At 68.9% G+C, this 26157-nt stretch carries 18 protein-coding genes, 1 tRNA gene and 2 CRISPR repeat arrays; of the genes, 7 read left to right on the top strand and 12 right to left on the bottom strand.

The genetic code is table 11. The features are described 5' to 3' along the window. Window positions 1-35 precede the first annotated feature (35 nt). The 5 genes from CXR04_RS10055 (at window position 36) to CXR04_RS10075 (ending at window position 5175) form a co-directional block, all read left to right on the top strand. On the top strand, window positions 36-944 hold the full coding sequence (locus tag CXR04_RS10055) for a hypothetical protein (protein WP_101426291.1): 909 nt from the start codon (window positions 36-38) through the stop codon (window positions 942-944). Next, on the top strand, window positions 941-2191 hold the full coding sequence (locus CXR04_RS10060; protein WP_101421505.1) for a DNA cytosine methyltransferase: 1251 nt from the start codon (window positions 941-943) through the stop codon (window positions 2189-2191). The genes CXR04_RS10055 and CXR04_RS10060 overlap by 4 nt, the downstream gene beginning before the upstream one ends. Next, window positions 2191-3309, top strand: a complete 1119-nt coding sequence (locus CXR04_RS10065) for a DnaB-like helicase N-terminal domain-containing protein (RefSeq protein WP_101421506.1) — start codon at window positions 2191-2193, stop codon at window positions 3307-3309. The genes CXR04_RS10060 and CXR04_RS10065 overlap by 1 nt, the downstream gene beginning before the upstream one ends. Before the next feature lie 585 nt (window positions 3310-3894). Further along, window positions 3895-4131 (top strand): DUF397 domain-containing protein, encoded by a 237-nt coding sequence (locus CXR04_RS10070; protein ID WP_101421507.1) that lies wholly within the window; start codon window positions 3895-3897, stop codon window positions 4129-4131. A 90-nt stretch (window positions 4132-4221) separates the two neighbouring features. After that, a complete protein-coding gene (locus CXR04_RS10075) occupies window positions 4222-5175 on the top strand; it encodes a helix-turn-helix domain-containing protein (RefSeq protein ID WP_101421508.1) in 954 nt (317 codons plus the stop codon). Here the strand turns inward: CXR04_RS10075 and CXR04_RS10080 are convergent, their stop codons facing one another. The 4 genes from CXR04_RS10080 to CXR04_RS10095 all read right to left on the bottom strand — a co-directional run bounded on the left by CXR04_RS10080 (window position 5176) and on the right by CXR04_RS10095 (window position 9028). After that, a complete protein-coding gene (locus tag CXR04_RS10080; protein ID WP_267898214.1) occupies window positions 5176-5973 on the bottom strand; it encodes an SAM-dependent methyltransferase in 798 nt (265 codons plus the stop codon). A 197-nt stretch (window positions 5974-6170) separates the two neighbouring features. Next, window positions 6171-6659 carry a hypothetical protein gene (locus CXR04_RS10085; protein WP_159072296.1) on the bottom strand — a complete coding sequence of 163 codons (489 nt, stop codon included), beginning with the start codon at window positions 6657-6659 and terminating at the stop codon, window positions 6171-6173. 191 nt (window positions 6660-6850) lie between these two features. Beyond that, the gene (locus CXR04_RS10090) at window positions 6851-7114 is read right to left on the bottom strand and encodes a hypothetical protein (RefSeq protein ID WP_159072297.1); all 264 of its coding nucleotides are present in this window, start codon (window positions 7112-7114) and stop codon (window positions 6851-6853) included. 1017 nt (window positions 7115-8131) lie between these two features. After that, window positions 8132-9028 carry a DUF5655 domain-containing protein gene (locus tag CXR04_RS10095; RefSeq protein WP_101426292.1) on the bottom strand — a complete coding sequence of 299 codons (897 nt, stop codon included), beginning with the start codon at window positions 9026-9028 and terminating at the stop codon, window positions 8132-8134. Between the two features lie 873 nt (window positions 9029-9901). Between CXR04_RS10095 and CXR04_RS10100 the strand changes: the two genes are divergently transcribed. Continuing rightward, the gene (locus CXR04_RS10100; RefSeq protein ID WP_101421512.1) at window positions 9902-10618 is read left to right on the top strand and encodes an HNH endonuclease family protein; all 717 of its coding nucleotides are present in this window, start codon (window positions 9902-9904) and stop codon (window positions 10616-10618) included. A 911-nt stretch (window positions 10619-11529) separates the two neighbouring features. Further along, window positions 11530-11924: direct repeats of the CRISPR family, unit length 29 nt; unit sequence CGGCTCTCCGCGCGAGCGGAGGTGGTCCG. 111 nt (window positions 11925-12035) lie between these two features. On the opposite strand, the gene cas2e is transcribed toward CXR04_RS10100, so the two are convergent. The 8 genes from cas2e to cas3 form a co-directional block, all read right to left on the bottom strand. Continuing rightward, a complete protein-coding gene (cas2e, locus tag CXR04_RS10110) occupies window positions 12036-12350 on the bottom strand; it encodes a type I-E CRISPR-associated endoribonuclease Cas2e (protein WP_101421513.1) in 315 nt (104 codons plus the stop codon). 66 nt (window positions 12351-12416) lie between these two features. Then, window positions 12417-13406, bottom strand: coding sequence for a type I-E CRISPR-associated endonuclease Cas1e (cas1e, locus tag CXR04_RS10115; protein WP_101421514.1), 990 nt, complete (start codon window positions 13404-13406; stop codon window positions 12417-12419). Window positions 13407-13415: 9 nt separating this feature from the next. Then, the gene (locus CXR04_RS10120; RefSeq protein ID WP_101421515.1) at window positions 13416-14162 is read right to left on the bottom strand and encodes a type I-E CRISPR-associated protein Cas6/Cse3/CasE; all 747 of its coding nucleotides are present in this window, start codon (window positions 14160-14162) and stop codon (window positions 13416-13418) included. Window positions 14163-14165: 3 nt separating this feature from the next. Then, window positions 14166-14987, bottom strand: coding sequence for a type I-E CRISPR-associated protein Cas5/CasD (gene cas5e / locus CXR04_RS10125; protein ID WP_101421516.1), 822 nt, complete (start codon window positions 14985-14987; stop codon window positions 14166-14168). Further along, window positions 14984-16120, bottom strand: a complete 1137-nt coding sequence (cas7e, locus tag CXR04_RS10130) for a type I-E CRISPR-associated protein Cas7/Cse4/CasC (protein WP_324841352.1) — start codon at window positions 16118-16120, stop codon at window positions 14984-14986. The genes cas5e and cas7e overlap by 4 nt, the downstream gene beginning before the upstream one ends. 119 nt (window positions 16121-16239) lie before the next feature. Further along, complete coding sequence (casB, locus tag CXR04_RS10135; protein WP_101421518.1) at window positions 16240-16995, bottom strand: type I-E CRISPR-associated protein Cse2/CasB; 756 nt, start codon at window positions 16993-16995, stop codon at window positions 16240-16242. A gap of 14 nt (window positions 16996-17009) precedes the next feature. Continuing rightward, complete coding sequence (gene casA / locus CXR04_RS10140; protein WP_101421519.1) at window positions 17010-18611, bottom strand: type I-E CRISPR-associated protein Cse1/CasA; 1602 nt, start codon at window positions 18609-18611, stop codon at window positions 17010-17012. Between the two features lie 316 nt (window positions 18612-18927). Then, the gene (gene cas3, locus CXR04_RS10145; RefSeq protein ID WP_234380145.1) at window positions 18928-21894 is read right to left on the bottom strand and encodes a CRISPR-associated helicase Cas3'; all 2967 of its coding nucleotides are present in this window, start codon (window positions 21892-21894) and stop codon (window positions 18928-18930) included. 84 nt (window positions 21895-21978) lie between these two features. Continuing rightward, a CRISPR array of direct repeats spans window positions 21979-25730; the repeat unit is 29 nt; unit sequence GTGCTCTCCGCGCGAGCGGAGGTGGTCCG. Window positions 25731-26014: 284 nt separating this feature from the next. Here cas3 and CXR04_RS34785 point away from each other — a divergent pair. Then, a tRNA-Arg gene (locus CXR04_RS34785) sits at window positions 26015-26078 on the top strand. The last annotated feature ends 79 nt before the right edge of the window (window positions 26079-26157 follow it).

The raw sequence follows: 26157 nt of genomic DNA on the forward strand, positions 1-26157 counted from the left end.
CGCGCCACCCTATTTCCCCGTCTTCAGGACAGACCATTTCAGATCAGCCCCGATTCCGCGTCCTTTCCCTCGGCGCCGGAGTTCAGTCCAGCACCCTCCTCGCCCTTTCCGCCGAAGGGATCCTCCCGAAGGTCGACTACGCCATATTCGCCGACACCGGATGGGAACCGAAAGCCGTCTACGCCCATCTCGACCGTCTGGAGCAAGACATCGCCAAGCCCTCCGGGATACCGCTACTGCGTGTCTCGTCCGGGAACATCCGCGAAGATGCCCTCGACCCGCATCACCGATTCGCGTCCATGCCCCTCCACATCCTCAACAAGGACGGGCGCCCCGGCATGACCCGAAGACAATGCACCGGCGAATACAAGATAAAACCGATCAAGCAGAAGGTCCGCGAGCTACTCGGCTACCCCTACCCCGCTCGCATCCCCAAGGGGGTGTTCGTCGAGCAGTGGGTGGGCATCTCCACCGACGAGTTCCACCGGGCCAAGGATGCCGACGTCAAGTACATGCGCAACCTCCACCCGCTGCTGGACCTGGACTGGACCAGAGCAGACTGCACCCGATACCTGACCTCACTCGGCCTCGCCGGGACACCGAAATCGAGCTGCCTGGGATGCCCCTTCCACGGCAACGCACAATGGAGGCACATCAGGGACAACTCCCCGGATGAGTGGGCGGACGTCGTCGAGTTCGACGCGGCCATCCGCAACGGCAACGCCCGCGCCAACGCCGGCGGAAACCAACTGCTCGGCGAGGCGTTTCTGCACCGCTCCCGCCTGCCGCTCGATCAGGCCCCGATCGATCACGTCACCGCAGCCGAACGAGCAGCGCTCAGCGCGAGCGAGGCCGAAAGGCTGGAGAACGGTGTCGTGGACGGCTGCTCACCCTGGGCGTGCCGCGGCGACGCCGCGCAGGACGACTTCGATCTGGCCGCGTGATCCTCGACCTCTTCGCGGGACCAGGAGGCTGGAGCCAGGCAACAAGCGTCCTCGGCGTACGGGACGTCGGATTGGAATGGGACGCATGGGCCTGCCGGACCCGCACCGCCGCCGGGCACCTGACCGTCCGCACCGACGTCGCGGCGTACCCGACATGGCCGTTCCCCGGCCGGACACACGGGCTGATCGCTTCCCCGCCGTGCCAGGCGTGGAGCATCGCCGGTAAGCGACTTGGCCTGGTGGACCAGCCGCTGGTCCACCAGGCGGTCGAGGATCTCGCCGCCGGCCGCGACACCAGAGCCCGACTGCTGTCCGCCTGTCGTGATGAGCGCTCCCTGCTGGCCGCCGAGCCGATGCGCTACCTGCACGCCCTGAACACGGTCGGCGAGCCCGAGTGGATCGCGATGGAGGAGGTCCCCCACGTCCTTCCGCTGTGGCAGCAGTACGCGGCGATCCTGCGCGCCTGGGGCTACTCGGTATGGGCGGGCATCCTCAACGCCGCGGACTACGGGGTGCCGCAGACGAGAAGGCGGGCCGTTCTGCTGGCCTCCCGGGTGCGTACGGCGCATCCGCCTGCGCCGACGCATGCGCAAGCCGCTGAGCCGGAGTCGCTGTTCGGCCCGGGCCGCGCCCGCTGGGTCAGCATGGCCCAGGCCCTCGGGTGGGGCGCGACCGACCGGCCCGTTCCCACCGTCTGCGCCGGCGGGGGACCCGGCGGCGGCCCGGAACCGTTTCCTTCCGGCTCCCGTAAGACCCTCACCGACGCCCGCAAGCGCGGCACCTGGACACACCCCGCCGACGACGGCGCCACCTCCCCCGGCCGTCGCGGTGGAGGGCCGGCGTGGTGCCACGAGGCCGGCGACAGCCGTGCCGTCTCGGCTGCCGCGCCGGGCGGGCGGGCACGTCGCTGGTCGTGGTCCCTGCGCAGCAACAACCAGGCCCACGCCACCACCCGGACGATCGACGAGCCCGCCGGCACGCTGTTCTTCGGACACCGCGCGAACGAATGCACCTGGGTCGCCACCCCCTCTGACGCCGGGGATACCGCCGCGCCGGAGCCGATCCGCATCGGGGTCCGCGAGGCCGGCGTGCTGCAGACCTTCCCCGCCAACTACCCCTGGGCCGGCAACAAGGGCCAGCAGTTCTCCCAGATCGGCAACGCCGTCCCACCGCTCCTCGCGGGACATCTCCTCGCCCCGCACCTCGGCGCCACCCTCGACCCCGACGACTTCACCCTCGCCGCCTGATGCCCCACGCCCCCGAACCCGACGAAGACGACCTCGCCCCCATCGCACCGCCCCAGCCCGTGTTCCACGCCGAGCAGGCCCTCCTCGGAGCCCTCCTGTTCGACCCACGCCGTCTGGACGACGTGCGCGGCATCGCCGCCGACTCGTTCTCCACCGCCGCACACACCGCCCTGTACACCGCGATCACCACCCTGCCCCGGCCCGACCCCGCCGAACACGCGAAGAACACCACGTGGCTCGACCGCGTACTCGCCACGAGCCGGGAACAGGCGCGCGGGCTGACCGCCTCCTACCTGCACACCCTCATCCACCTCTGCCCCCGCCCCGGCCACGCCCCCGCCTATGCCCGCATGGTCGAGGCCGAGCACGCCCGCCGCCGCCTGCACACGGCCGCCGACCGCCTCGTCCACACCGTCCACGACGTCTCCCTCCCCCACCCCGTCCAGACGGTGCTCGCCGAAGCCGACGCCCTCGCCGCGGTCGTGGACGACATCGCGAACCGCTTCCCGCCCCGGGCAGGCGTACGGCCCCGCACCGCAGCACCGCCGCGGGGCGCAGTGCCCGGCCACACGGAGGGCGTCGAGGAGGAGCAGATACTGCTCGCCACCGCCACGGCCCACCCCTCCGACATCGAAGCCGTCCGGTGGCTGCTCCCCGAAGACCTCACCCTGCCGCTGCACACCGGCCTGTGGCAGTGCATCACCGCCCTGGCCCGACGCCACGAACCCGTCGACCCCGTCACCGTCTTGTGGGAGGCACAGCAGCGCGGCCTGCTGGACGACGGCAGCGAACCGAGCGAGGTCCTGCGCCTGCTGGCCGAACCCGCCGGTTCCGTCGAGCACTGGGCCGAGCGAGTCCTACAGCGCTCCCTCTTGGCCACAGCCGAACACACCGGCCGATGCATCGCCGCGTACGCCGGCGACCCGGCGGCCAGCCCGTTCCAACTCGTCGTCGGAGCCCGCCGCGCCCTCGCCGACATCGCCACCGTCCGCACCCGCTGGCAGCACGCCACCACACCCGCCCCACCACAGCGGAGGCGACCGGCGTCCACCACTCGCGCCGGGCCGCCAACCACCACGCCAGCGCAAGCCACACGGGGCACATGGTCAACCCGATAACCCCTCGCGTACACCGCCTGGCCATGCCCCGAGGGCCTGGCCACCGACGGAGAGAAACGAGACGGGGCTCCCGGTCTCAAGCCAGAGCAGGTCCCTGCCGAAGTCTGTAGGGACCAGGTCGGTCGGCCTCGGGTGCTCACTTGGCCTGCACGTCGTGACGGATGAACTCCGCTGGAGATACAGATCAGGCGCAGACCGCCCCCAGGACCTGGGGCGCGGCCGTAACTTCTGGCCGACCACGCACCCCCGAAATTACATAGACACGTCAACTCTGCATTGTTCGCCGAGCTGACGCCAGCCCCAAGTCACCATGTCCCAGAACCGCCACGGTTCAAGTCCGGCCATTCTTCACCCCGATCAGCATCCGGACAGACACTTACCCGTTGATCTTATTAATGATCTCCTGCGAGGCAGGAACACCCTTTCGAGGGACACCGCTCAAGCCCTCCCTCGGCATAGAATCATGACCATTCTCACACTCCGTGAAAATCTCACTCCGGAGTGAAAACTCACGTGGGTGTGTCCAGCTGAGGCAGCGCGGCGGTGAAGCATCACCGCTGGCCACGGGCGGAAGGCAGGCACAGGATGGGCAAGTGGGAAAACGGCATCGCGGCCGACCAGATCCTCGGGGCGCGGTGGCAGAAGGCCAAGTCCAGCGATGCATTGAACGACTGCATCGAAGTCGCACGTCTCACTCAGAACGAATACGCCATCCGCAACTCGCGCTTCCCCGACGGACCGGCACTCATCTACACACAGGCCGAGTTCGACGCGTTCGTCGATGGCGTAGGCAAGGGGGAGTTCAGCAACATGCCTGTCTAAAAACGCGCGGGCAGCGCTTGCTCTCAGCCCAGCGGACTGTCCATCCTGGGGTGCGCGACGCGAAGCCGTCGTTCACCGCGAGGAGTTCGGATGTCCATTCAGGTTCTGACCCTGGTAGGCCGGGAGGGGGAGACGCCCCCTGCCACGCCGAAGGCCGCAGCACAGCTCATCGGGGCTCTGCTGCGGCATCTGCGTATCCAGAGCGGGCTGACGCTGGAACAGGTGGCCGCCCACAACATCCCGTACATTGGTTCCCTCGCCACGTTGCAGCGGTGCGAGAAGGTCACCACGAGGCTGCTCAAGGAGGAGCGCGTCTACGCCCTGCTGCGCTTCTACGACGCTCCTGCTGAGATCCGCCAGGAGGTGGAGACGTTGTTGCAGCAGTCCCGCGGTGAGCAGTGGTGGACCCACTTCTCCGACGTCGCTGGCGACATCATGGTCGGTCTGCTAGCCCTTGAGACCCAGTCCAAGGTGATCAAGACGTGCCACCAACTCCTCATCCCCGGCATGCTCCAGACCGCCGGCTACGCCTGGGCGGTGATGGAGAACTTCTACGACACCTACCCGGACCCGGCGAAGCGGGAGAAGAACCGAGCGGCCATGAAGCGGCGTCTGGAGCTGCGGCAGCGCCGCCAGCACCTGCTCGACCAGCATGACGCGCCCGAGTATTCCGCGGTGATCTTTGAGCAGGCTGTAAGGGCGGCGCTGGGCGGCAAGCTGGCGATGCGCGAGCAGTTGCGGCATCTGCACAACTTCGCCGAGAACAAGCCCAACGTGCACATCCGTATCCTGCCGTCCTCCGTCACGCAGTCGAAGCTGCCCGCCCATCCGGCGATGACGCTGTTCAAGCCGCACGACAGCGCGTCCGGACGGACGATCTATCTGGAAGACATGAACCGCGGCGGCACCTTCTTCGCCGCGGACGACGTGGAGGTCTACCAAGCGTCGATCGACGAGTTGTGGGGCGAGACGCTGTCGAAGCAGGAGACCCTGGATCTGCTTCTGGAGTGCATCGCCGAACTGTCCGGCAGTCCCGCAGAGTAGTTACGTGATCCGTGCCACGGCGCCGAACTCGATCCACTCCGGGTCCGGGTCCCTCTGGCGCGGTGCCAAGTCACTGTCCGGCAGCCAGCGAGAAACCTCGACGGGCCCTGGCGTCTCCAGCACCTCCAGGTGCTCGAAATACCGCTCTACCTCCTCTAGCGACCGGACGCGACCCCACTTATCGCCGGTGGCTTGACGCATGAACTCCGTTACCTGGTGCCGAAGATCAGGGTCACTGCTCGCCAACTGCGAGATCACCATGTAGCTACCGGGAGGCAGCCGGCGGGCGACCCTGTTCACCAGCGCCCACGGATCATCACCATCAGGGATGCAGTGCAAAACGCTTACGAACAAGGCCGCTACGGGCTGCTCGTCCCGCAGTAGGCGTCTGACTTCCCCGCTCCTGAAGATCGCCTCCGTGTCGCGCATGTCCGCGCCCAGGACGGCCGTCGTCTCCGGATCCTCCGCCAGCATCATGCGGCCATAACTGAGGACATCGGGATCATTGTCGAGGTAGACCACTTCACTGGCCTCGTCGACCTCCTGCGCCACCTGGTGAACATTCGGACGGGTCGGCAGGCCGGAGCCGTGGTCGAGGAATCGGCGCACGCCGCACTGACGGGCGAGATACCGGACCGCACGAACAAGGAACGCCCTGTTTACTAGCGCTAACTCACGTGTACTGGGGGCAAGGCGCAGCAATTCATGGCATGCCTCCCGGTCGACGATGTAATTGTCCGTGCCGCCGAGGAGGTGGTCATACATTCTGGCAACGCTGGGTTTGCTGGTATCAACGATGGGCTGCTCCCCGGGCTACAGTTCCCCGCGTCTACCTGCGCTGACACGGCGCATCGATGGTGCTTCCATGCTAGGGGAGTTGCTCGCACGTTTGCTACCGGCAACCATCATCGGGCGATGCACCTTCGAATGGTATAGGCGCTCTTACGTCGTTTGATGCCCCGGCGCACAACAAACGGCATTCGACGGTGTCATATTCACTGCCGGAGGCTTAGCACGGCCCTGCCGTGCAGCAGTTCGAAGTCCGCAGCCGCCAGCCCCATGGCACAGCTGGCCTGATGAGGCGTCAGCCCCATCTTGTGGCGCAGCACGAGCGCGTCGGCCTCAAGACGAGGGAGCACGCGGTACAGCCGTGCGGCCGGTCCCGTCCGTTGGGCCGCGCACTCCTGTGACAGCAGGTCCCAGGCCGCCGCCGCGGCCGATGCGCTTCCCAGCACCGTCGGCCAGCGGGCGGCGACCTCCTGCAGGGCGGCGCGGGCGAGTTCACCACCGCGGTTCGGCGAGCAGGCGACGGCGCAGCCGAACCGCCAGTAAACCGGCCAGTGGTCTTGGCAGAACGCGCTGTACGTGACGGGTGCACTCGTGGGCGGCGCGAGAGACTGGTGGGGCAGTACGTAGTCGGGGTGGCCGGGCTGGAGAGTCGCGCGCGCCCCGCCCGGGCCGTTGCGCAGCAGCATGGTGTTCACCCCACAGATTCGAAGGTGACTGCGCCGCCTCTCACGAGGGCAGCGTCGTGCGCCCGGCGCGGGTGCGCCGCGGCGGCGGTGCAGTCATCGGGGAGGAGAGCCGAGACGTCTGCTCGAACAGTGCCGAGCAGACGCCTCACCCCTGACCCAGCCGGTTGGCCGGAACGCGGGCTGCCCTGCCAACCGCTGCGTCAGTCGGCGTAGCGGATTCTGATGAAAGAGACGGCACTGCGATCGGACAACGCCGACGCCGTCAGCATCATCTGCACTTCCGTCGGCAAAGCAGCGGGCCAGATGACCGCCGCCGCCATGACTGCGGCGGTCAGCGCGGAGCCAAACCGGAACGTGAGCAGGAAAACGCTGGCATCAGCCGTTTGGAACAGTGCAGGCAGCGGAATGCTATCGACGGGCGGCGGCGCCAGACGTGCCAGCCCCCTGCGGACGTGCTGAATCAACTTCCGTACCTCCTGGTGCGTCGGGTGATAAAGCACGAGGAGATGGGTCCCGACGCGAGCGCCAGCCAACTTGGGGCCCATCTTCGTGCATTCGCACGCTAGACCCCCCGCACGGACTACCGCATGAGCTGACAATCGTGAGAACGGAAGCGGGAACTCTCGGCACCTACGAACGCGGACGCCCCTACCGGTCACTTCGTACGGCGAAAGCGCCACCACACTCTCACTATGCTCCACGATGCGGTCAATCCCGGGCAGAGGAATCTCCGCCTTCGTGAAAAACGCGAGCCCGCCCCACTGCAGGGGTCACTCTTTCCGGGGAACGGCAGACCTGCCGTAACGACAATCCTGGGAATCATCCGGACTATCGCGCCGGACGACTTCGACCAGGCGAGTGAGCGAGGAGATATCGGCAATTCCCGTGCTGCGCGGCGGGAGCACGCCAAGGATGGGGCGGTCCCGGCCGACGACCGAGACAACCTCTGACCGGCGAAGCGGGGCATAACAGCGTAGGAGCGCCAGTTGGCCAAACCAGTGATCCTGCGCAGCGTTGGTAGGCCATCGGCCACCGTGTCCGAACACCGAAGGAGGGCCGCACGGTCCCCGCCCCTCGACTCGAACGTCCGCGCTGAAAGAGGGCAGTGACCTCTACGCGACGACCTTGCCGAGACGGATCAAGAGGGTCGGCTTTCCAAGTGCTGCTCGGTGCGCAGTTTGCCCCGAGGTCTCCCCCGCGGGGTGATGGCGGGGCCTGGCACGTCCCGTACGAAGCCTGGACGAGACCGACCTCCTCCAAGTCGGCCTTGACGAACCAGCACCTTGGTCTTTCCGGGAAGGGGCAGACACCAGAGAGAGTTCGATGTCCGCCGACGCTCCCGGCTGGTCCTTACCCGCCACACATACCTCCGTCCCCGGCGATGAGCAGCACCTCCCTGCAGGCGCACTTGGCGACGTCAGTCGCAGCCCGGGCAACTGCTCCATTCCGGCCACGCGGCCCGAACTACCACAAGCGAGCGATCAAGCCGCCGCGTAGCTCGCCCGGAAGAGGTCATGCGCCCGTTCCACGTCCCTCGGCGTACGGAGCTGCACCTCCAGGTCACCCGTTCCGTGGTGACCGAGACCGGACACGTCCCGGGTGAAGCCCGGAACAAGGTCGATGTCCTTCGGGTCGGCCTTCAGATAGACCAGCACCTTGGTCTGCTGAGGCGGGATGAGGCAGGCGAAGTTCCGCAGCCGCTGATACGCCCGGTACTGCTTGCGCTCCATACGGGTCACGCCGTCCCCGAGCCCGAGCAGCGCCTCATCGACCGCGCCCGCCAGCTCGACCATCGCCGCGCCCTGAACGTCAGCCGCCGCCTCGGCAACCACCTTGCGGCGCGCTCGGCGAGGCACCTGCGTGCCGCCACTGACGGACGCCACGGTCTCAAGACCGATCAGGTCACTGCCGAAGAGTCGGTAGCGGACCAGGTCGATCGACCGACGGTGCTCGCGCACGGCATGCACGTCGTAGCGGGTGAAGTCGCCGGCGATGCAGATCAGCCGCGGCCCGCTCCACAGGACCTGGGACGCGGCCGTCGCCCCGAGCCGGTCGCGGACCAGGTGCTCGAACTCGGCCCGGTGATCCATCAGCCAGGCCAAGTAGAAGAGGCCCTGGTTGATGACGCCGGCGTCGACACCCCGCTTGTACTCGATGACGACTGGCGATCCGTTCTCGTCCAGCCCGAGGGAGTCGATCCGGCCCCCATGTACCGGCCCGGTGCCGTACTCACTCGCCAGGAACCGCACCCCGAGCAGCGTCTCCATGTGCGCCTCGACGAGCCCCTGCACATCCGCCTCGACCTCAGCAAGACGCGAAGCGACCTCGGCCACGCCGCCGTCCACCGTCCTCGTACGGAACAACTTCAGACCCGACACCATCCCCTCCTCGGCCAGGAAGGCCAACGCCGAGGAGGGGTGAAGTATTTCCGCAAGAGGGTTCGTGCTGTGAATACCGTTTGCGGCTCCACACACCGCCACCGGCGGGGGCGGCGTCGTTCCCCACCTGCCACGCCACCGCGGACTTCGACGCAGGCCCGTGGTACGCCACCCGCCTCAACTGGCTGTGAGGATCCCGCAGCTGACACGGCATGCCCTCTTCCCGGAGCACGCCGTCCCCCGGGCCCGGCCCGCGATGAGGCTCTGCCTCCGCCAGCGCGGCTACCTGGCCACCGCCGGCTCCCTTCGGATCCGGGGTCGAAGCGCATGACGTCGCGAAGTCGAGCGAGCACCGACTCGTACATGACGTCGGCCACCCGGGTACACCTTGTCTCCGGCGAGGGCGCCGACCCCATCGAGGTCCCGCACCTCACGAAACCGGCGGGCCAGGAATCATGATCCTTTGGCGTTCGGGCCAGCAGCGTGCCAGCAAACGATCTTCAACTAGCCTAAAACGCAGAAGAGCCCAGGTCATATACGCTCTGACCTGGGCTCTAGCGGTAGGCCGCGTGGGACTCGAACCCACAACCAACGGATTAAAAGGTTGTTGGCTCACCACTCCGGCTTCGCCGCGCCACAGCATCGCCATCATCATGGCCTCCGTCGAGCACTGACCGGCGAGGTGCGCTCGACGCAGACGATCTGTCGGCGACGGCCTGGACGCCACGGTGCCGGTTGTTGACTCCTGGCCGTTCGCCGCGCGGCACCGAAGCTCCTGGCGGGCGGCGTCAACGCCGGGCGGTGCAATGACTCCTGCGGGTGGACCGGTGGCCGGGTGCGCATGCGCAGGCTGACGGTGCGCAGCCTCCCTGCATGAAGAAGACCTCTCGCGGCCTGTTGGCCGTACTCGCTCTTCTCGCGGCGATCCTGGCCGGGTCGGTGGGATCGGCTGCCGCGGTGCCGGTCGCCGATCCCGTCCCTGCGGCGGGTGCGGTTACCCACCCAGCACCAGCAGCGCCGGTGACGTTGCCGTTGCGTACGGCGATCGAGCAGCTCCCCGTCGCGGCCGAATCCCGGCAGGGCTACAACCGCGATCTCTTCCGTCATTGGGTCGATGACGACAAGGACGGCTGCGACACGAGGGCGGAGGTGTTGATTGCCGAGGCAATCGAGGCTCCGGAGGTTGACAGCAGGTGCCGGATCACCGGTGGCCGCTGGTACTCGTACTACGACGACACCTACGTCGACGGCGCGCGCGGCCTGGACATCGACCACTTGGTGCCGCTGGCGGAAGCGTGGGATAGCGGCGCGTCCGGCTGGAGTGCCGAGCGGCGCAAGGAGTACGCCAACGACCTCGGCGCCGACGACTCGCTCGTCGCGGTGACGGCCCGCTCGAACCGCTCGAAGTCGGACCAGGATCCGTCGACTTGGTGGGTACCCGCCGAGCAAGCGTCCTGCGAGTACCTGCAGCAGTGGGTGAAAACGAAGCACCGGTGGGACCTGACAGCCGACACCGCCGAACTTGCCGCGCTCAACGAGCGTGCTGCCCGCTGCCCGAACGACCTCATCTCCTTCGAGAAGGCGGGCTGAGAGCAGCGTGAGCGCCGGGCCCGGCTGGCCGTACGCGGGCCGCCGACGCCCGCCAGGAGGGGCGAGGAGGACGGAGGTCGCGGCGCCCTGCTCGACGGTCTTCATCAGTTCGGCGGGGATGGCGCCGCTGCCCTGACCGCCGGTGTGGCGCTCGAGGTTGGTGTAGATGGTGCCGGGCATCAGAACGTTGGCCGTGATGCGGTCGTCGGCCCAGCGGCGCGTCGCCTCTACCGCGAAGTCGCCTCTACCGCGAAGAGGACGTTGGCGGTCTTGGACTGGGCGTAGGCGAGCGCTCAGGCAGGCGAGGCGTCACCCAGGCATTCACCGGCACCTCTTCGTTTTCTGCGCCATCGTCGTGCCTGCGGTCGAGGGCCTACTCGTCGAGCGTGCCGAACGCGGACGGCTCCGTCCTAATCGGTTGGTGGGGTGCGCAGGGCGCCGGACCACTCGCGCTGCCCCACCAGGCATAGGTACCGGACCGCGAGCAGCCCTCGGCGCAGCGCCGCCGGCGCAAGCCGCTCGCGCTTGTATCGGCGGATGGGGCGCTGATGCAGCCCTGGTCATTCCCCCATGGGTCCCCCGCGCCCAGAAGGCCAGCACCAGAAAGCTGTATACATGCAGGTCAGCCCCCGTTGGTCCGCGGATAGAGCAGGTGCCTTCTAAGCACCCGCTCCGCGCGGGGAGCCCGTCCACATGAATCCCTGAGCACGCCCACTATCGCAGCCGCCAGTTTTCCCGACCAACGGATCGGCCGTTCCAGCCCGGGCAGCCCCCACAATCGTGGATCGATCGCCCGACGCCCTCCCGGTATCCACGTGCTCCAGCACACGCCTCTGACACCATGCAGTGATGAACTGGCGTGACAAGGTCAAGGAATTGCAAAGCACCTGAGACGTCGCAGGTCAGAAAGACGGCTCTCCGCGCGAGCGGAGGTGGTCCGGTGCGTAGTTCCGGGTCAGGCAGGAACCACTCCGGCTCTCCGCGCGAGCGGAGGTGGTCCGCAGTTGGCGGTGGTGCGGCCGGTTGAGGGGCCCGGCTCTCCGCGCGAGCGGAGGTGGTCCGGCGCAGGTGGCCGGTTCGATGGACGCCTACACCGGCTCTCCGCGCGAGCGGAGGTGGTCCGGGCATCCGGGACGGCGAGCTGGCTGAGGGCGACGGCTCTCCGCGCGAGCGGAGGTGGTCCGACCGCTCCGGAGTACGACCGGCTGGCCGACCCCGGCTCTCCGCGCGAGCGGAGGTGGTCCCGCACCGAACACCGCGTCGACACGACAACAGGCCGGCTCTCCGCGCGAGCGGAGGTGGTCCGGAACGCTGATGGAGGCCGTCACGTCGGACACGTGCTCTCCGCGTGCCTCCGATTGTGCTCCGAGCGAGGCCCGCCCCTGCCTGGGCGGGGGCTCGTGTGTCGGCCTGAGCCTCAGCAGGGTTTGATCGTTTCGTGATTGTCCTCTGGTTGGAAGGCGATGAGGGTGAGTCCGTCGAAGTCAAGGGGGATACGGCGGCGTTCGCCTGCTGTGTGGATGGTGAAGCCTTGTTCGTTGGCTTCTGGGTGGAGGAGGACGGCGGCGCCGGGGCCGATGGAGGCGCGGATGACGGACCAGAGTTCTTCGCGTACTCGGGCGGAGAGGGTGCCGACGTAGAGGCCGGGGGTGGGTTCGATCATCCAGCGTGTGAGTGCGCCTCTGACGTGGTCGGGGACGGCTGTGGTGGCCATGACAGTCATCGCGGGCACGGGTTTGGGGAACCTTCCGATGCCGAGGGGTTGGGGCTCAGGGTTATCTGCTGTTGGCAGGGGGTTTCATTCGGGTGTGGGTTGGTCGGCGTAGTTCACGCCGGCGGGTACTGAGCCGGTGGTCGGGTCCCAGAGGTTGACGATCTCAACGGTGTGTCCGTCGGCGGGGGTGCTGTCTTCGTCGGGGGCGAGGAGGTTTTGGATGTCTGTGACGATTTTCGGCAGGAGTTTGAAGAGGCGTAGGTCTTCGCGGAAGCGTCGTCGTGCTTCGGCTTCTGGTTGGTGTGAGTCGTGGAGGGCGAATGCCAGGGGGACGGTGAGTTCGGCTTTGTAGAGGTCGGCGATGTCGTAGACGAATGCGTGTTGTTTGCCTTGGTGGATGAATCCCAGGGCGGGTGAGCAGCCGAGGGCGGTGATCGCGGCGTGGACGATGCCGTAGAGGCAGGTGTTGGCGGAGGAGAGGGCGAGGTTGACGGGGTCTTGGGTGTCCCAGGAGGCGGGGTCGTATCGGCGGCGGAATCGTCCGATGCGGTGTTGTTGGGCGAGGAGTTTGTAGAGGGCTTTCATGTGCTGGCCTTCGAGGCCGCGTAGTTGCTGCACGGTGGTGGAGGCCGGGACGGGTGTGGGGAAGCGTTTGAGGTACATGTGTGTGGCTACGGCGGTGCGGCGGTCTGGGTCGCTCCATTGGTCGACTTGGTGTTCAAGCCAGCGGGTGGTGAGGGAGTCGGGGGTGGTGGTCGAGTAGCAGCGGACCCCGCCGGAGCCGGTGCAGATGACGGTGGTTTGGTGGCGGGCGAGGGTCGTCAGGGCGGGCTGGGTGATGGAGGTGCCGGGCCCGAGGAGGATGCAGGACAGTGACGAGATGGGCAGGTAGACGCGGGTGGTGTCCCCGTTGGCTGAGGTGGTCTCGGCGCAGACGCCGGTGTCGTCTTGGACGATGCGCACGACGTCGGCGTACAGGAACGACAGCGAGTCGCCGACGCGCGGGAGCATGGCGAGGGTGGGGGCTGCGATGCGTCGTCGCGCTTGGGTGGGTGTGTGTTGGGGTGCTGGCATGGGTTGGGGTTATCCCTGTGCGGCGGTGGCGGGTGCGAGGCTGAGCAGGCCGCATCCGTAGGACTTGCTGCGGCCGATGCCGTTGAGCACGGCAGTGCGCAGGGTGTCGGGGTCGGTGACGGTGGCGGTGCCTTCGAAGAGGGTGGCTGCGCGGTCGATGCGCAGATCGTCCCTGCTGCGGTCGGAGGGTGGGCTGGGGGGGTGGCTGCTGGTGGTGGGCTGGGGTGGGTGCCAGGTGGTAAGGGCGTCGGTTGAGGTGGACAGGATGGTGTGGAGGGTGAGGCCGGCGGTGGTGGCGCGGGTGGTCCACCAGCGGTCGGCGTCGTCGCCGTGGAGGGGGATGGCTTGTTTCCATTTGCCTGCGGTGCTGTTGCGGCCGCAGCGGCGTACGGCGTTGCCCAGCAGGCGGTAGCGGATGAGCAGGCCGGGGCGCAGGGCGGCAAGGGCGGGCTGCATGCTGCGGGTCTGGGCGGTGGCGTAGCCGTGGGGCAGGCGGCCGGGGTCGGGTGGGGTGCGGGTTTGTACGAGCAGGGTGGGGGCGCCGATGGTGTCGGTGTCCAGGCGGAACAGGACGCCGGCCTGGGCGCGGGGGTTGGGGCCGAGGTGGTCGGGGACAAGGCTCATGACGCGGTGGTGGAGGCGGCCGGCGTTGGTGAGGTCGCGCTGGACGTGGCGGTTGGCGGGGTTGAGGGCGAGCCGGGTCAGCCAGGCGTGGTCGGTTGCGGTGGCCGGGGCCTGCGGTGTGGTGGTGGCCATGTGTCATCCCTCCCGGGGGTGGAGGTAGGTGTCGAGGGCGTCGAGGTAGTCGCTTCCGTAGCCGGCGCATTGTTCGGCGGGGAGTTCCCAGCTCGTGGTGTAGGCAGTTCTGGCGTGGTGGATGCGGTCGCGGGCGGTCAGGCGGACTGGTTCGTCGTTGAGGGTCGTTACGGCGTGCTTGCTGGACGGGGCCGGGTGTGGGCCTTCGTTGAAGGGGGTGTCGGAGGTCAGGCGGACGGTGACCGTCGCAGCCTCGTCGGTCCCGTGGGTGGTGGGTTGGGGCCGAGCCAGGGGGATTTGTTTGAGTTCGTCGACGGGGTCGGGGGCGTCGGCGCGCAGGAGGAGCGGTGGTGCGGGTGGGCAGGAGCGGCGGCCGAGGTAGAGGGGCCAGCGAGGGTGGGTGAGGGCGTGGGCGCAGTCGGCCAGGAGGGTCGTGTCGCCGGGTGCGGTGACTGCGATGGTGAAGGCGGCGTCGGTGAGGTAGTGGCGGTGGGAGACGAGGGTGGCGGTGTCTTTGCCTCGTCGGGTGCCTTTGGCGGTGGGCAGGGTGCGGTGGGCGGGGTAGCCGCCGCCGACGGTGTGGAAGTCGACCAGGTGGGTGCCGGGCCGGTCGATGCGGATGGTGAAGCGCAGGCGCGGCAGCCGGCTGAACGGGCGCGAGAGGTCGTCGGTAAGGGCTTCGGCTCGGGGGATGCCCATGGCGGCGGCGATCATCCCGATGAGGGCGGAGCGGGTGGGGTGGGCGACGGTGTCGCGGTCGGTGAAGGCGCTGTGTTCGCCCCAGGATTGCAGCGGGGCGGCGAGGTGGAGGAGGAGCCCGGTCACTGGCCGGCCCCTTCCGGTGGCCAGACCGCGGCGAGGGCGGCGTCGACGAGCTCGGGGTAGGAGGCGACCTGGTTGCCGAGTCCGTCGCGGGGTTTGTCGTCGATGGACGCGTAGGCGCTGTGGATCAGGCCGGAGCCGCCAAGCAGGCGGCGGATGCGCTGGGCGTAGTCGTCGAGCGCTTCGCGGGAGCCTTCGGCCCAGCCGGCCGCCAGCGCCGGTACGGGTTGTTCGAAGGCGGCGGCCAGGGAGACGGGGCGGTCGGAGCGTACGGCGATGTGCACCAGGTCAGGGATGGTGTGCGGGGCGGTGGAGGTCTTCTTCGCCTGCGGCAGGCTGGTGATGAACGCGGTGGCGAACGCGGCGGCCAGCGTGCGGGCGGTGACGGTGTCGGCGTGATGGGCGTCGGGGTCGGTGAGGTTGTCGGTGAGTTCACGCACGTCGAGGGTGGCGTAGCGGTAGAAGACGCCGCTGCTGTACTCGGCGGTGTTCATGTGGGCGCTGCCGGCGTCGGTGGCCCACTGCTCGGCGTCGTCGACGGCGGTGAAGAAGTCTGCTTGCACGGCAGTGCTGTGGGTGGTGAAGGCGTGGGCGACCTGGACGGCGCCGTCCACGCCAGCGCCGGGGATTTCCGCGAGCATGCGGCCGAAGAGGGCGATGGAGCCATTGAGGGAGCGCAGGACGGCGTGGATGTCGTCCTTAGGCAGCAGCGCCTTGGCTGCGGCTTTGGTGCCCAGTGCCTTGTGGAGGGCTTCGCGGTGGTCTTCGGCGATGTCGGCGAGGGCGGGGGCCGCGGTGTCGGGAAGGAACAGCAGGGATGCGGTGGTCTTGTCGCCCTGTTCCAGCGCGAGTTTGGAGTCCGTGGAGCGGATGATCTGTGCTGCGGCGAGTTCGGCTAGGTCGGCTGGCCATCCGCGGTTGTCGGTCAGTTCCCCTGCTACTTGCTGGGGCAGGCGGCGGGTGCGGACGGCTTGTTCTCCGATGGCTTCCTCGACGGCCTTTCGGGTGGGGCGCTTCCAGGCTTGGCTGGAGATGCGGGTGCGGTTCGTGCCGCCGAAGGTCAGTGTCTTGGGCGAGCCGAGGTCGTCGCGGTTGACGTTGCTGTACGGCAGTGTTTGCAGGACGTGGATGTCCACGAAACGAGGCTGATCAGGCGCGGAAGCTGCGGGCGTGCCCATAGCGGTTCCCTTTCGTTCCTGGTGGCGTGTCATGAGTTCGCAGCCGGTCGTTGCGGGCCAGCAGAGGGGCGTGCAGGTCAGGTGGCCGGGGCAGCGGTGCCCTGAGGTTCGTTGGCCGCGGGGCCGTTGCGGGCTGCTGCGGCAGCGCGCTGCCGGCGCAGGGTGCGGTAGTAGTGCTCCAGCCACCGCGCGGCGATCGCATCGCGGCGATACCGCCACCCGGAAAGGTCGCTGAGCAGGCACGCATAGTCCACCGGGACGCCGACAGTGCCCAGTTGGCGCAGCACGCCAGGGAGCATGCGGTGGATGCCGTCGACGTCCTGGCGGACCATCAGGTGCAGACGGGCTTCCACCCCGTCTTCTTTCAGTGGTTCCCCGTCGCGGCGTGCTACGGCCAGGGCGAGGCTCTCCCCCAAGCTGGTGCCCCAGGGACCGAAGGAGGCGGTGTCACGAGCCTGGGAGGTGGGAGGTGGGGAGTTGTCGGCGTTTGGGGTCGTGGTGGTGTCCGATGCGGCGGCGGGTGGGGGTTCACCGTCGGGGTCACGCTGGGCGCGTGGGCGGGCGGCGATCAACGCGGCCACCGCGTAGTGCGCACGTCGGGCATCGCCGCGGGCATGGTCGGGGACCAGCCCGGGGCGCAGCAGCTTCGCGTGGGTTCGGGCGGGTACTTCCTCGACCGCTTTGCCCAGGCCGCGCCGCAACGCCTGCTGGGTACCGGGATCGGCGCAGGCGGCTCGGACGGCGGCGACGAAGGTGTCGTAGGGCCGCAGGAACTCCTGGCGATCCGGCGCCGTGACCTCCTCGCCCTCCGGCGGGGGTGTGGTGCTCGTCATCGGGTGCTCTCCTTTCACGTGCGGCGGTCGGGATCCAGCAGGCTGCGCACCAGTCCGCGGGCGGATTCACGGGCTTTGGCGCCTCGGGGGGTGCTGGCGACTGGCCGGGTGATCTCGTCGTAGGTGGTCAAGGCGATCCGGCCGAAGGTGCCCTGGACGCCGCTGAAATCGCCGGCGTCCAGCAGCGCCCAGAAACGCTCTTCGGCTGCCGGCCAGTACCGGGCCAGGGCCTGCTTCGGCCACGGTCCGCCGCTCTTGCCTGCTTTGCCGGTGCGCGCCGGGGCGTCACCGGCGGTGCGGGCCAGGCGGTCGTCCCCGAACGGGGTGGTATACGCGCGCCAGGCGCTGCCCAGGGCGTAAGCCAGTCGGCTCGCGGCCTTCTCCGCCGCTACCCGGGCATCCTTCGCCCCACGCGCAAGTGCATTGTCCTGACGGTCCGCGGAGGCATCGAGGAGGGTGAACAGCTCGGGTGTGGCGGCGGTGAAGTAGGTGCGATCCCGCGTCTGACCGTCCTGGTCGAAGCCATAGGCGACGACCCGGACGGCACGCATGACCTCGTCGGGGAGTTGGCCGGCGAGTTTGTCGAGCACCGCGGGGCGCCGGCCGCCATCACCGCGATGCAGCAGCACGAGTGAGTCCAAGTCCCGCCACAAGGACCGCTTAGCTTGCGCGTCGCGCGGCCGTAGCGTGCCGTCGCGGCCCTCGTCCCACACCAGGAACGGGTCGGCATCCGGCGGCCGAACGCTGCGAAAGGCCCAGGTCATCGTGGCGTCCACGACGCTCTGCCCGTCCTCACCCGGGTACAGCAGCACCGCGTGCTGAAAGCGCTGGGTCAGCAGCGACCGCGGACCCACGGCCCCGTCCGGTGGCGTCAGCGGGTCGGGAAGCTCATCGCGCTCCCACGGGCACCTATCGGCGTCCGGGCCACCGCTCGCCTGCTGCCACGTACCGGGCGCGGGGATGCCCAGCAGCAACGACTCATACAGCGACCTGCCCACCGGGTGATACGACAACGCCCGCCGCAGCGGCCCGGCGTAGGTGTTGCCGAAGCGCTGGCCGTCCACCGTGCGCGGGGTGCACTGCCCGGACGGGCCGTAGTACATCTGCGCAATCAGATGCAGCGCCGCCTCGGACGACGGAAGAGGAACCTGCTCACCATCGGTGAAGTGCCCGAAGAACACCTGGTTGTTGCCGGCCGGACGTGCCATGACCAGCTTGTTCACCCCCGACCTGCCGGCACACTGCTCATCCAACCGAGGATCTTGCAGGAACGGACGCACCGGATCATGCAGCCGCAGCCGCCCGCCGTGCTCGGCGAAGTACTCCTCCACCACCGACGGCTCGAACCCTCGGGCAGCCTGCAGGAGTTCATAGCGGCGATCCAGCCAGACCGTACTGTCGGAGAGCGCGTCCAGACCGGACAAGCGGGCAGCCATCGCACACAGGATGCGCAGCAGCCCGGAAGCGGCCGGCGGCAGCCCAACGGCCAGCGACTCGACGCGATGCGCGTCGAGAAACAACTCACGCAAACCAACGGCGCGGGCACCATCCGCTGTCCGCACGGGGATCCACGGACGGCTACGGAGATCGAAATAGTCGGCTTGGACGTCAGACATGGCAGATAGCGCACCTCAACGGGACGATGAGACTGGCGGTTGCGACCGGGGCTTTGGCCGCCGAAGTGACGTAACGTGAGACCGGTTCTCCGCCACGGCGGAGGTGGCCCGGCGGTCAGGCAGGTCAGGAGCGCGCAGACCTGTCAGGTCCCGTTCCCGCGCAGGCGGGGGTCCGGAGGGACCGCCCTGACTGGATGCCAGGGACGGCCCTCCTACAGTCGCGACAACTCGACGGTAGGGGGCTGTTTGATCCACTGTGGAGTTTCTTGAAAGGTGGTGAGGTACGTCAGTACAAAGCACGTCTGGAGTAGTAGGGTTACTCATCGAGTCGCCGTACAGTCAGCCCCAACGTGTGCGTCAGGGTCAGTACGTGGTCTCCGAAGATCGCGCCGGCTGTGCTCTGTTCAGTGACCTGGTGGGGAGCGAGCACCAGGCGCGAGAGCCTGGGCTCCTGTCTCCAGTCCGGCGGAGGTTCGTGGGCCTCGCCGGCCGACTGGTGCCAGCGGCCGTGGGCGAGCGGAACCACGTAGCCCAGCAGTGCGCGGACTTCTGCGCGGGTGAAGCGGCCGTCGGGGCGGCTACCCCGGGGCGGTAGTGGGACTTCGCATGCTTCGTCGAGCCATCGGCGCCCTGCCGCGTCGACGAAGACGGGCAGCAGCGGCACACTCTCCAGCCCGAGCCGGGTGGCGATGAGATCTTCGTCCGCCTCGCTGGTGGTCAGCTCGTGCAACGAGCCCACCTGCTGCGGCGGCGGAAGCATCACCATCCCGGCAAGATGCGTGCGAGCCATCTCATCGCCCAGGCGCTTGATGTCCCACTTCATCAGGTTCTCGGGATTGCTGGAGACGAACTCCTCGGCGTAAACGCCGTCGACCAGCGTCTGCACATCACCGGGCACCCGGACGCAAGCAGATCCGTGCTGCTCCAGGAGATCCACCGTCCGCTGCAACAGGGACGGCGCATACACATCGCCCCATGCCGCCGGCGGTGAGAGCCGGCCCTCGTCATCTGCCGGGATGAGGACCGCCAGGCGCGGGTCCTGGCACCACCGTGGCCGCGGCGTTGCCGCGTGCCGCCAGATTCGCCCGGCCCGCTGCAACAGCAATGCCATCGGCGCCAGATCGGTGATCATGAGGTCGAAGTCCAGATCGAGCGACTGCTCGATCACCTGCGTGGCCACGAGCACGGCACCACGCGGCGGCCTCGGGCGCTGTACGCCCTCCTTGCCGACAGGCCCGAACCACTGCTCCATCTCCGCGGTGATCTGCCCTCTGCGGTGGGCAGGGAAGCGCGCATGCAGCAGCCGCAGATGCGGCCCGGCAGCAGCACCGCTTCCGGCGGCGTCATCGGCCGAACGGTCGTCCCAGCCGCGGTAGTCGGCGCCGAACAGGGCACGGTAGTGCTCGCGCAGGGCCTGGTACGTCTGCTGCGCCTCCGCGACCGTCGTGCAGATCACCGCCGCGCAGCCGCCTTCGGCCACCACCGGCTCAAGCTCTTCCAACAACAGGGCCAAGCGCCCGTCAGCGCGCGTGGGGTCGTAGGAGTGGGCCACCTCCCGGCGGGCGATCGTCAGAGTGCGCGCCCGCTCGCTGGTGATCACAGCCGATGGGCCGATGGTCCTGCCCTGGGCGGCATCCGCGTACAGCCACCCTGGGTAGGCGGGCTGGGGAATCGAGGATGCGCCGGGCGGGTGACCGGCGCCGACCAGATACGCCTCGATCAGACCTGTCGCCGTCGAGCCGGTAAGCGTCGCGGACAACAGCACCACCGGGACATCCATCGCGCCCAGCCACGTCAGCAGCCGCAGCAGCAGAGCGTGGGTGTAGGCATCGTAGGCATGAGCCTCATCGATGATCACCGTCTTGCCCGACAGACCCAGATGGCGCAGCGCATTCCACTTGATCGGCAACACGGCCATCAACGCCTGATCGACCGTACCCACCGTGACAGGCGCGAGAATGCCCCGGCCACGCATGCGTAACCACCGGCCGGCCACCAACGACGCCGCCTCCGCCGCACCCCGGGAGTCGGCATCGTTCTGCGACAGCACCCGCGGCTCGACCTCATCCTCACCCGCAGCAGGCTCCGCATACCCCGCGAAGAGATCCGCCGCACCGTGCAGCAAAGAGATCTTCGCCGGGCCGCGGACATTGCGTGCCGTGAAGTCGAGCACCCGGCCGTACATCTGATTGGCCGTCGCCTGAGTCGGCAACGCGAAGAACACCCCGCTGCTGCTGCACACCTCACCCATCAGCGCCGCCGCGTACAACGCCGCCTCCGTCTTGCCCTCCCCCGGCGGTGCGGTGACCAGCAACACACCCGGACCCCTCACCGCGCCCGACAGCCCCCGCTCCAGGCTGGCCTGCAGCTCATACGGCTTCGCGATCTGCGGAAACAGCTCCCTCAGCCCACCCGAACGAAACCGCGCACAGCCCAGTCCAGCAGCCTCGACAAGCCCGGAAGCGGCGCGTTCAGCACGCTCGGCATGGGCCGCCAACGCCTCCGGAGAAGCCAGACCGCCATCGGCCTCCGCAGCGGCCTGCTGAGCCGCCACCGCGTGTTCCTGACTCGCCAGCCAGTCCGAGATGATGACCACACCCGCCACGACCACCGCCAAATCCACCGGCAGCGCCCGCACCGCAGGCACCACCGGCCGCCCCAACACCTCGTGCAACGCGGTCACATGCTCGCGCCGCTGATCTTCCCAACCACCGCAGCCCAGCTCGGGAAGCCCAGCCAGCGGATCACGCAAGTCCCGCTCCTCCGCCGCCCGCGGGTAACGGCCGTGGTGCCCCCCGAGAAGCTGGGCAACCTGCATCAGCAACAGCCCCGCAGGCCGGCCCGAAACCGGATAACCCAGCTCCGCCAGCAGTTGCGGCACCACCCGACTCGTCGCCAGCTCATGGCGGATCTTCGCCGACTGCTGCAACCCGGGCTCAAGCACGTACGGCGCCTCGCCGAGGAACGCACAATGCGCCGGCTGGTCCCGACGGGCCAACTCCTGGAACTGCGACAGGATCTTCCCCACATCGTGAAGACCAGCCCAGAACATCACCACCCGCCGGGCATCAGCACCACAGACACCCAGCGCCCCGGCGATCAACTCCCGCCGCCCCGCAGCCAACACGGAATCCCAGAGGCCACCCGCGACCATCGCGGTATCCACCAGATGCCCGACCAACGGATAGGGCCGCTCCAGCCCGTCAGCCTTCCCCCACAGCCGCGTATCGATCACATCCCGCCCCCCCACGCACACCGGTTCGTACTCCGCGTACTCCAGCACACGCCTCTGACATCATGCAGAGGTGAACGCACCAGCCAGAGTCAAGGAACTGCAAAGCGCCTGAAACACCGCAGGTCAGAAAGAGTGCTCTCCGCGCGAGCGGAGGTGGTCCGGTATCCCTGACATGTTGAGCTGTCAGGGATACGTGCTCTCCGCGCGAGCGGAGGTGGTCCGTACGCGGCGGCCCGCGAGCACGGCTTCCATGTGTGCTCTCCGCGCGAGCGGAGGTGGTCCGGGGCACGCCGAGCCAAGGCCACCCGGGGGTAGGTGCTCTCCGCGCGAGCGGAGGTGGTCCGAGGCGGTCGAGGCCGTCGGCGACGGCTTGTGCGTGCTCTCCGCGCGAGCGGAGGTGGTCCGGCGGTCGCCCGCGACCAGCTGCAGCCGGGCGAGTGCTCTCCGCGCGAGCGGAGGTGGTCCGGAGATCGCCGCGCACAAGCGCCGGCTGCGCGCGTGCTCTCCGCGCGAGCGGAGGTGGTCCGTTCACCCGCGAGTACATCGCCAAGATCCGGGAGTGCTCTCCGCGCGAGCGGAGGTGGTCCGTACGAGTCCAGCAGTTCCAGACCGAAGCGGTGGTGCTCTCCGCGCGAGCGGAGGTGGTCCGGCGCACGGTGCCTTCGCCGATCGGGTCCGGGAGTGCTCTCCGCGCGAGCGGAGGTGGTCCGCGAACCGGCGTGCCGCCGAAACGGAAAGGGCCGTGCTCTCCGCGCGAGCGGAGGTGGTCCGCCCAGGCTCAACCCGCTCCAGCCCAAGTACCCGTGCTCTCCGCGCGAGCGGAGGTGGTCCGTGGCAGCCGCAGGTCGGCGATCTCGTGAGCGAGTGCTCTCCGCGCGAGCGGAGGTGGTCCGCCTGAGAGCGGTACGGAACGCGCTGACCGCCTGTGCTCTCCGCGCGAGCGGAGGTGGTCCGCTCGAAACGGCAGCGACATCATCGGCGGCAGGGGTGCTCTCCGCGCGAGCGGAGGTGGTCCGGCGGCGGCGCGGGGAAAGGCCGACGCCGACCGGTGCTCTCCGCGCGAGCGGAGGTGGTCCGGTGCCGTTCCGCAACCCGCTCGCCCCGGAGAAGTGCTCTCCGCGCGAGCGGAGGTGGTCCGTCCTGGAGCCGGCCGTCGACGGCGGTTTCGTCGTGCTCTCCGCGCGAGCGGAGGTGGTCCGACTACTGGCTTCGCATCGGGGTGGCGGCAGCGGTGCTCTCCGCGCGAGCGGAGGTGGTCCGGACGACACCACGTCTACGGCCGCCGAGCAGGTGTGCTCTCCGCGCGAGCGGAGGTGGTCCGGAGAGCGCGGTGACCGAGACCGAGACCGAAGAGTGCTCTCCGCGCGAGCGGAGGTGGTCCGCCGCGCGCTGGGCTCGGATCCGTTGTGCTCCCGTGCTCTCCGCGCGAGCGGAGGTGGTCCGTCGGCGATGGCGCGGCCGAGGAGGTCCCCCCGGTGCTCTCCGCGCGAGCGGAGGTGGTCCGATCGAGGGGCAGACGATCTCGGCCAGGGTGTGGTGCTCTCCGCGCGAGCGGAGGTGGTCCGGCGTCCATCAGGACGCGCTTCGCGATGTGTCGGTGCTCTCCGCGCGAGCGGAGGTGGTCCTGCCGCTGGGGAGGTGGCGGGAGACGGGCCGGAGTGCTCTCCGCGCGAGCGGAGGTGGTCCGGCGAAACGCTTCTCGACGCTCATCTCCAGCACGTGCTCTCCGCGCGAGCGGAGGTGGTCCGGAAGATCGGGTCGATCGTGGACAGCTTGATGGGTGCTCTCCGCGCGAGCGGAGGTGGTCCGCACGAACATCGCCTGCTCGTCGGTGAACTCCAGTGCTCTCCGCGCGAGCGGAGGTGGTCCGCTCTAGCCGACGTGCGCGTGCGGCGTCGGCGAGTGCTCTCCGCGCGAGCGGAGGTGGTCCGGTGCTGGCGCTGTACGTCGAGCGTGACGTTCCGTGCTCTCCGCGCGAGCGGAGGTGGTCCGAATCCTCCAATGGGATGGGTGGGGATGAAGCAGTGCTCTCCGCGCGAGCGGAGGTGGTCCGCACGTGAGCGACGTCTTCGGGAGCCTCGACTAGTGCTCTCCGCGCGAGCGGAGGTGGTCCGCGTGCCGCCGCGTACTCCGCTGCCGGCGTTCCGTGCTCTCCGCGCGAGCGGAGGTGGTCCGCACGCCCTCGACCACCCCGAGCCGCCGAAGCGGTGCTCTCCGCGCGAGCGGAGGTGGTCCGGAGGAAGTCCCAGTCCGTCGAGGAGAAGTGCTGTGCTCTCCGCGCGAGCGGAGGTGGTCCGTCGTAGATGCCTGGCTGGCGCGCCTCGGCACCGTGCTCTCCGCGCGAGCGGAGGTGGTCCGTTGAGGTCACCGACGCCGCGCAGGTGCTCCCCGTGCTCTCCGCGCGAGCGGAGGTGGTCCGGTGAATGGCGAGTTCGACCCGTACGGCAAGACGTGCTCTCCGCGCGAGCGGAGGTGGTCCGTTCCGTATGTCCCGCGGCAGGCGCCCCTTATCGTGCTCTCCGCGCGAGCGGAGGTGGTCCGATCGGGACGGCCAAGACCCCTGGCACGGTCTCGTGCTCTCCGCGCGAGCGGAGGTGGTCCGCTGTCAGTCCGCGGCTGCCGGGGCCGGTGCGGGTGCTCTCCGCGCGAGCGGAGGTGGTCCGCCCGGCCCGCGTACGGGGTGGCGTCAGGCGCGGTGCTCTCCGCGCGAGCGGAGGTGGTCCGCCGTTCGGCATCACCGCGGACGCTGCCCGCAAGTGCTCTCCGCGCGAGCGGAGGTGGTCCGCGCAGGGGCGGCGGCCTGCGCCGGATGTCGCTGTGCTCTCCGCGCGAGCGGAGGTGGTCCGTTCCTGGTCCCGTGGGCGGCCGGTATGTCCGCGTGCTCTCCGCGCGAGCGGAGGTGGTCCGATCGCCGAACTGATCACGAACAAGCCCTACCTGTGCTCTCCGCGCGAGCGGAGGTGGTCCGGAGAAGCCGTGACCACGCCGCGCAGTGCCGCGGTGCTCTCCGCGCGAGCGGAGGTGGTCCGACCGTGACGCCATGGGCGACGGGCAGACGCTCGTGCTCTCCGCGCGAGCGGAGGTGGTCCAGCGCGGGGAGGTCGGCCCGGATCTGGCGACCCTGTGCTCTCCGCGCGAGCGGAGGTGGTCCGCTGCCGGTCCTCGAACAGAGCCCACAGTGGGCGTGCTCTCCGCGCGAGCGGAGGTGGTCCGGCGTGGCGGTCGAAGAAGTCGAAGCTCCGCATGTGCTCTCCGCGCGAGCGGAGGTGGTCCGCGGGTCACCTACGTGCACCCGGCCGACGGCCGGTGCTCTCCGCGCGAGCGGAGGTGGTCCCGTCCCCCTCCGCCGCCACGCAAGTCAAGCAACGTGCTCTCCGCGCGAGCGGAGGTGGTCCGCCGCCCGAGGCGACGAGCAAGGTCTCTGATCTGTGCTCTCCGCGCGAGCGGAGGTGGTCCGTGAGCGCCAGCACCCGGCGGGAGGCGTGCGTCGTGCTCTCCGCGCGAGCGGAGGTGGTCCGTTCGCTGTCGGCGACGTCGAGGACATCAACCGGTGCTCTCCGCGCGAGCGGAGGTGGTCCGCGGCAGGCAGGCAGTGTTGGCGGCCACCGAACGTGCTCTCCGCGCGAGCGGAGGTGGTCCGAAGGGCGATGTCCTCTGGGTGACCGAGGAGATGTGCTCTCCGCGCGAGCGGAGGTGGTCCGCACGTCCACACGTGGGCGGTCACGACGAACGGGTGCTCTCCGCGCGAGCGGAGGTGGTCCGCGGCAGGCAGGCAGTGTTGGCGGCCACCGAACGTGCTCTCCGCGCGAGCGGAGGTGGTCCGAACAAGGCAACTCACGGCCCTGTCGACCTCCGGTGCTCTCCGCGCGAGCGGAGGTGGTCCGCCCCGGGTCAGCAGGCCGCCCTCGGCCGTCCAGTGGGCTCATCAGCCCTGGAAGGCTCGCAACCCGAGCACGGCGTCGAGCCGGCCGCCCCGCACCTGGGGCCGTCATCAGCCCTTGAGCGCTCGAAAATTGGTCTCTAGGTCCCAGCATCTTGGTCGTCAGAGGTCAGCCCGAGAGGGATCACAACGCCACTTCGGCCATATCGGTCAAATCTGACGCTTTCGCGGCCGCGGGGCATGCGCGGGATTCCCTCGCTGACAAGCCGTCAGGTATACTTCTGACCTGCGAGAATACCGGGAAATCGAACGTCCTCCGGAGCCGTGTGCGCAGGTTCGAATCCTGCCGGGGGCACCTCGCTTGAGGTGCCCGAGACCCCGTGACCAGCGCAAGCGCTGAGTGCGGGGTCTTCTTGTGTGCGGGCGACGGC

This window comes from Streptomyces sp. CMB-StM0423, from assembly GCF_002847285.1.
Taxonomy (GTDB): Bacteria; Actinomycetota; Actinomycetes; order Streptomycetales; family Streptomycetaceae; genus Streptomyces.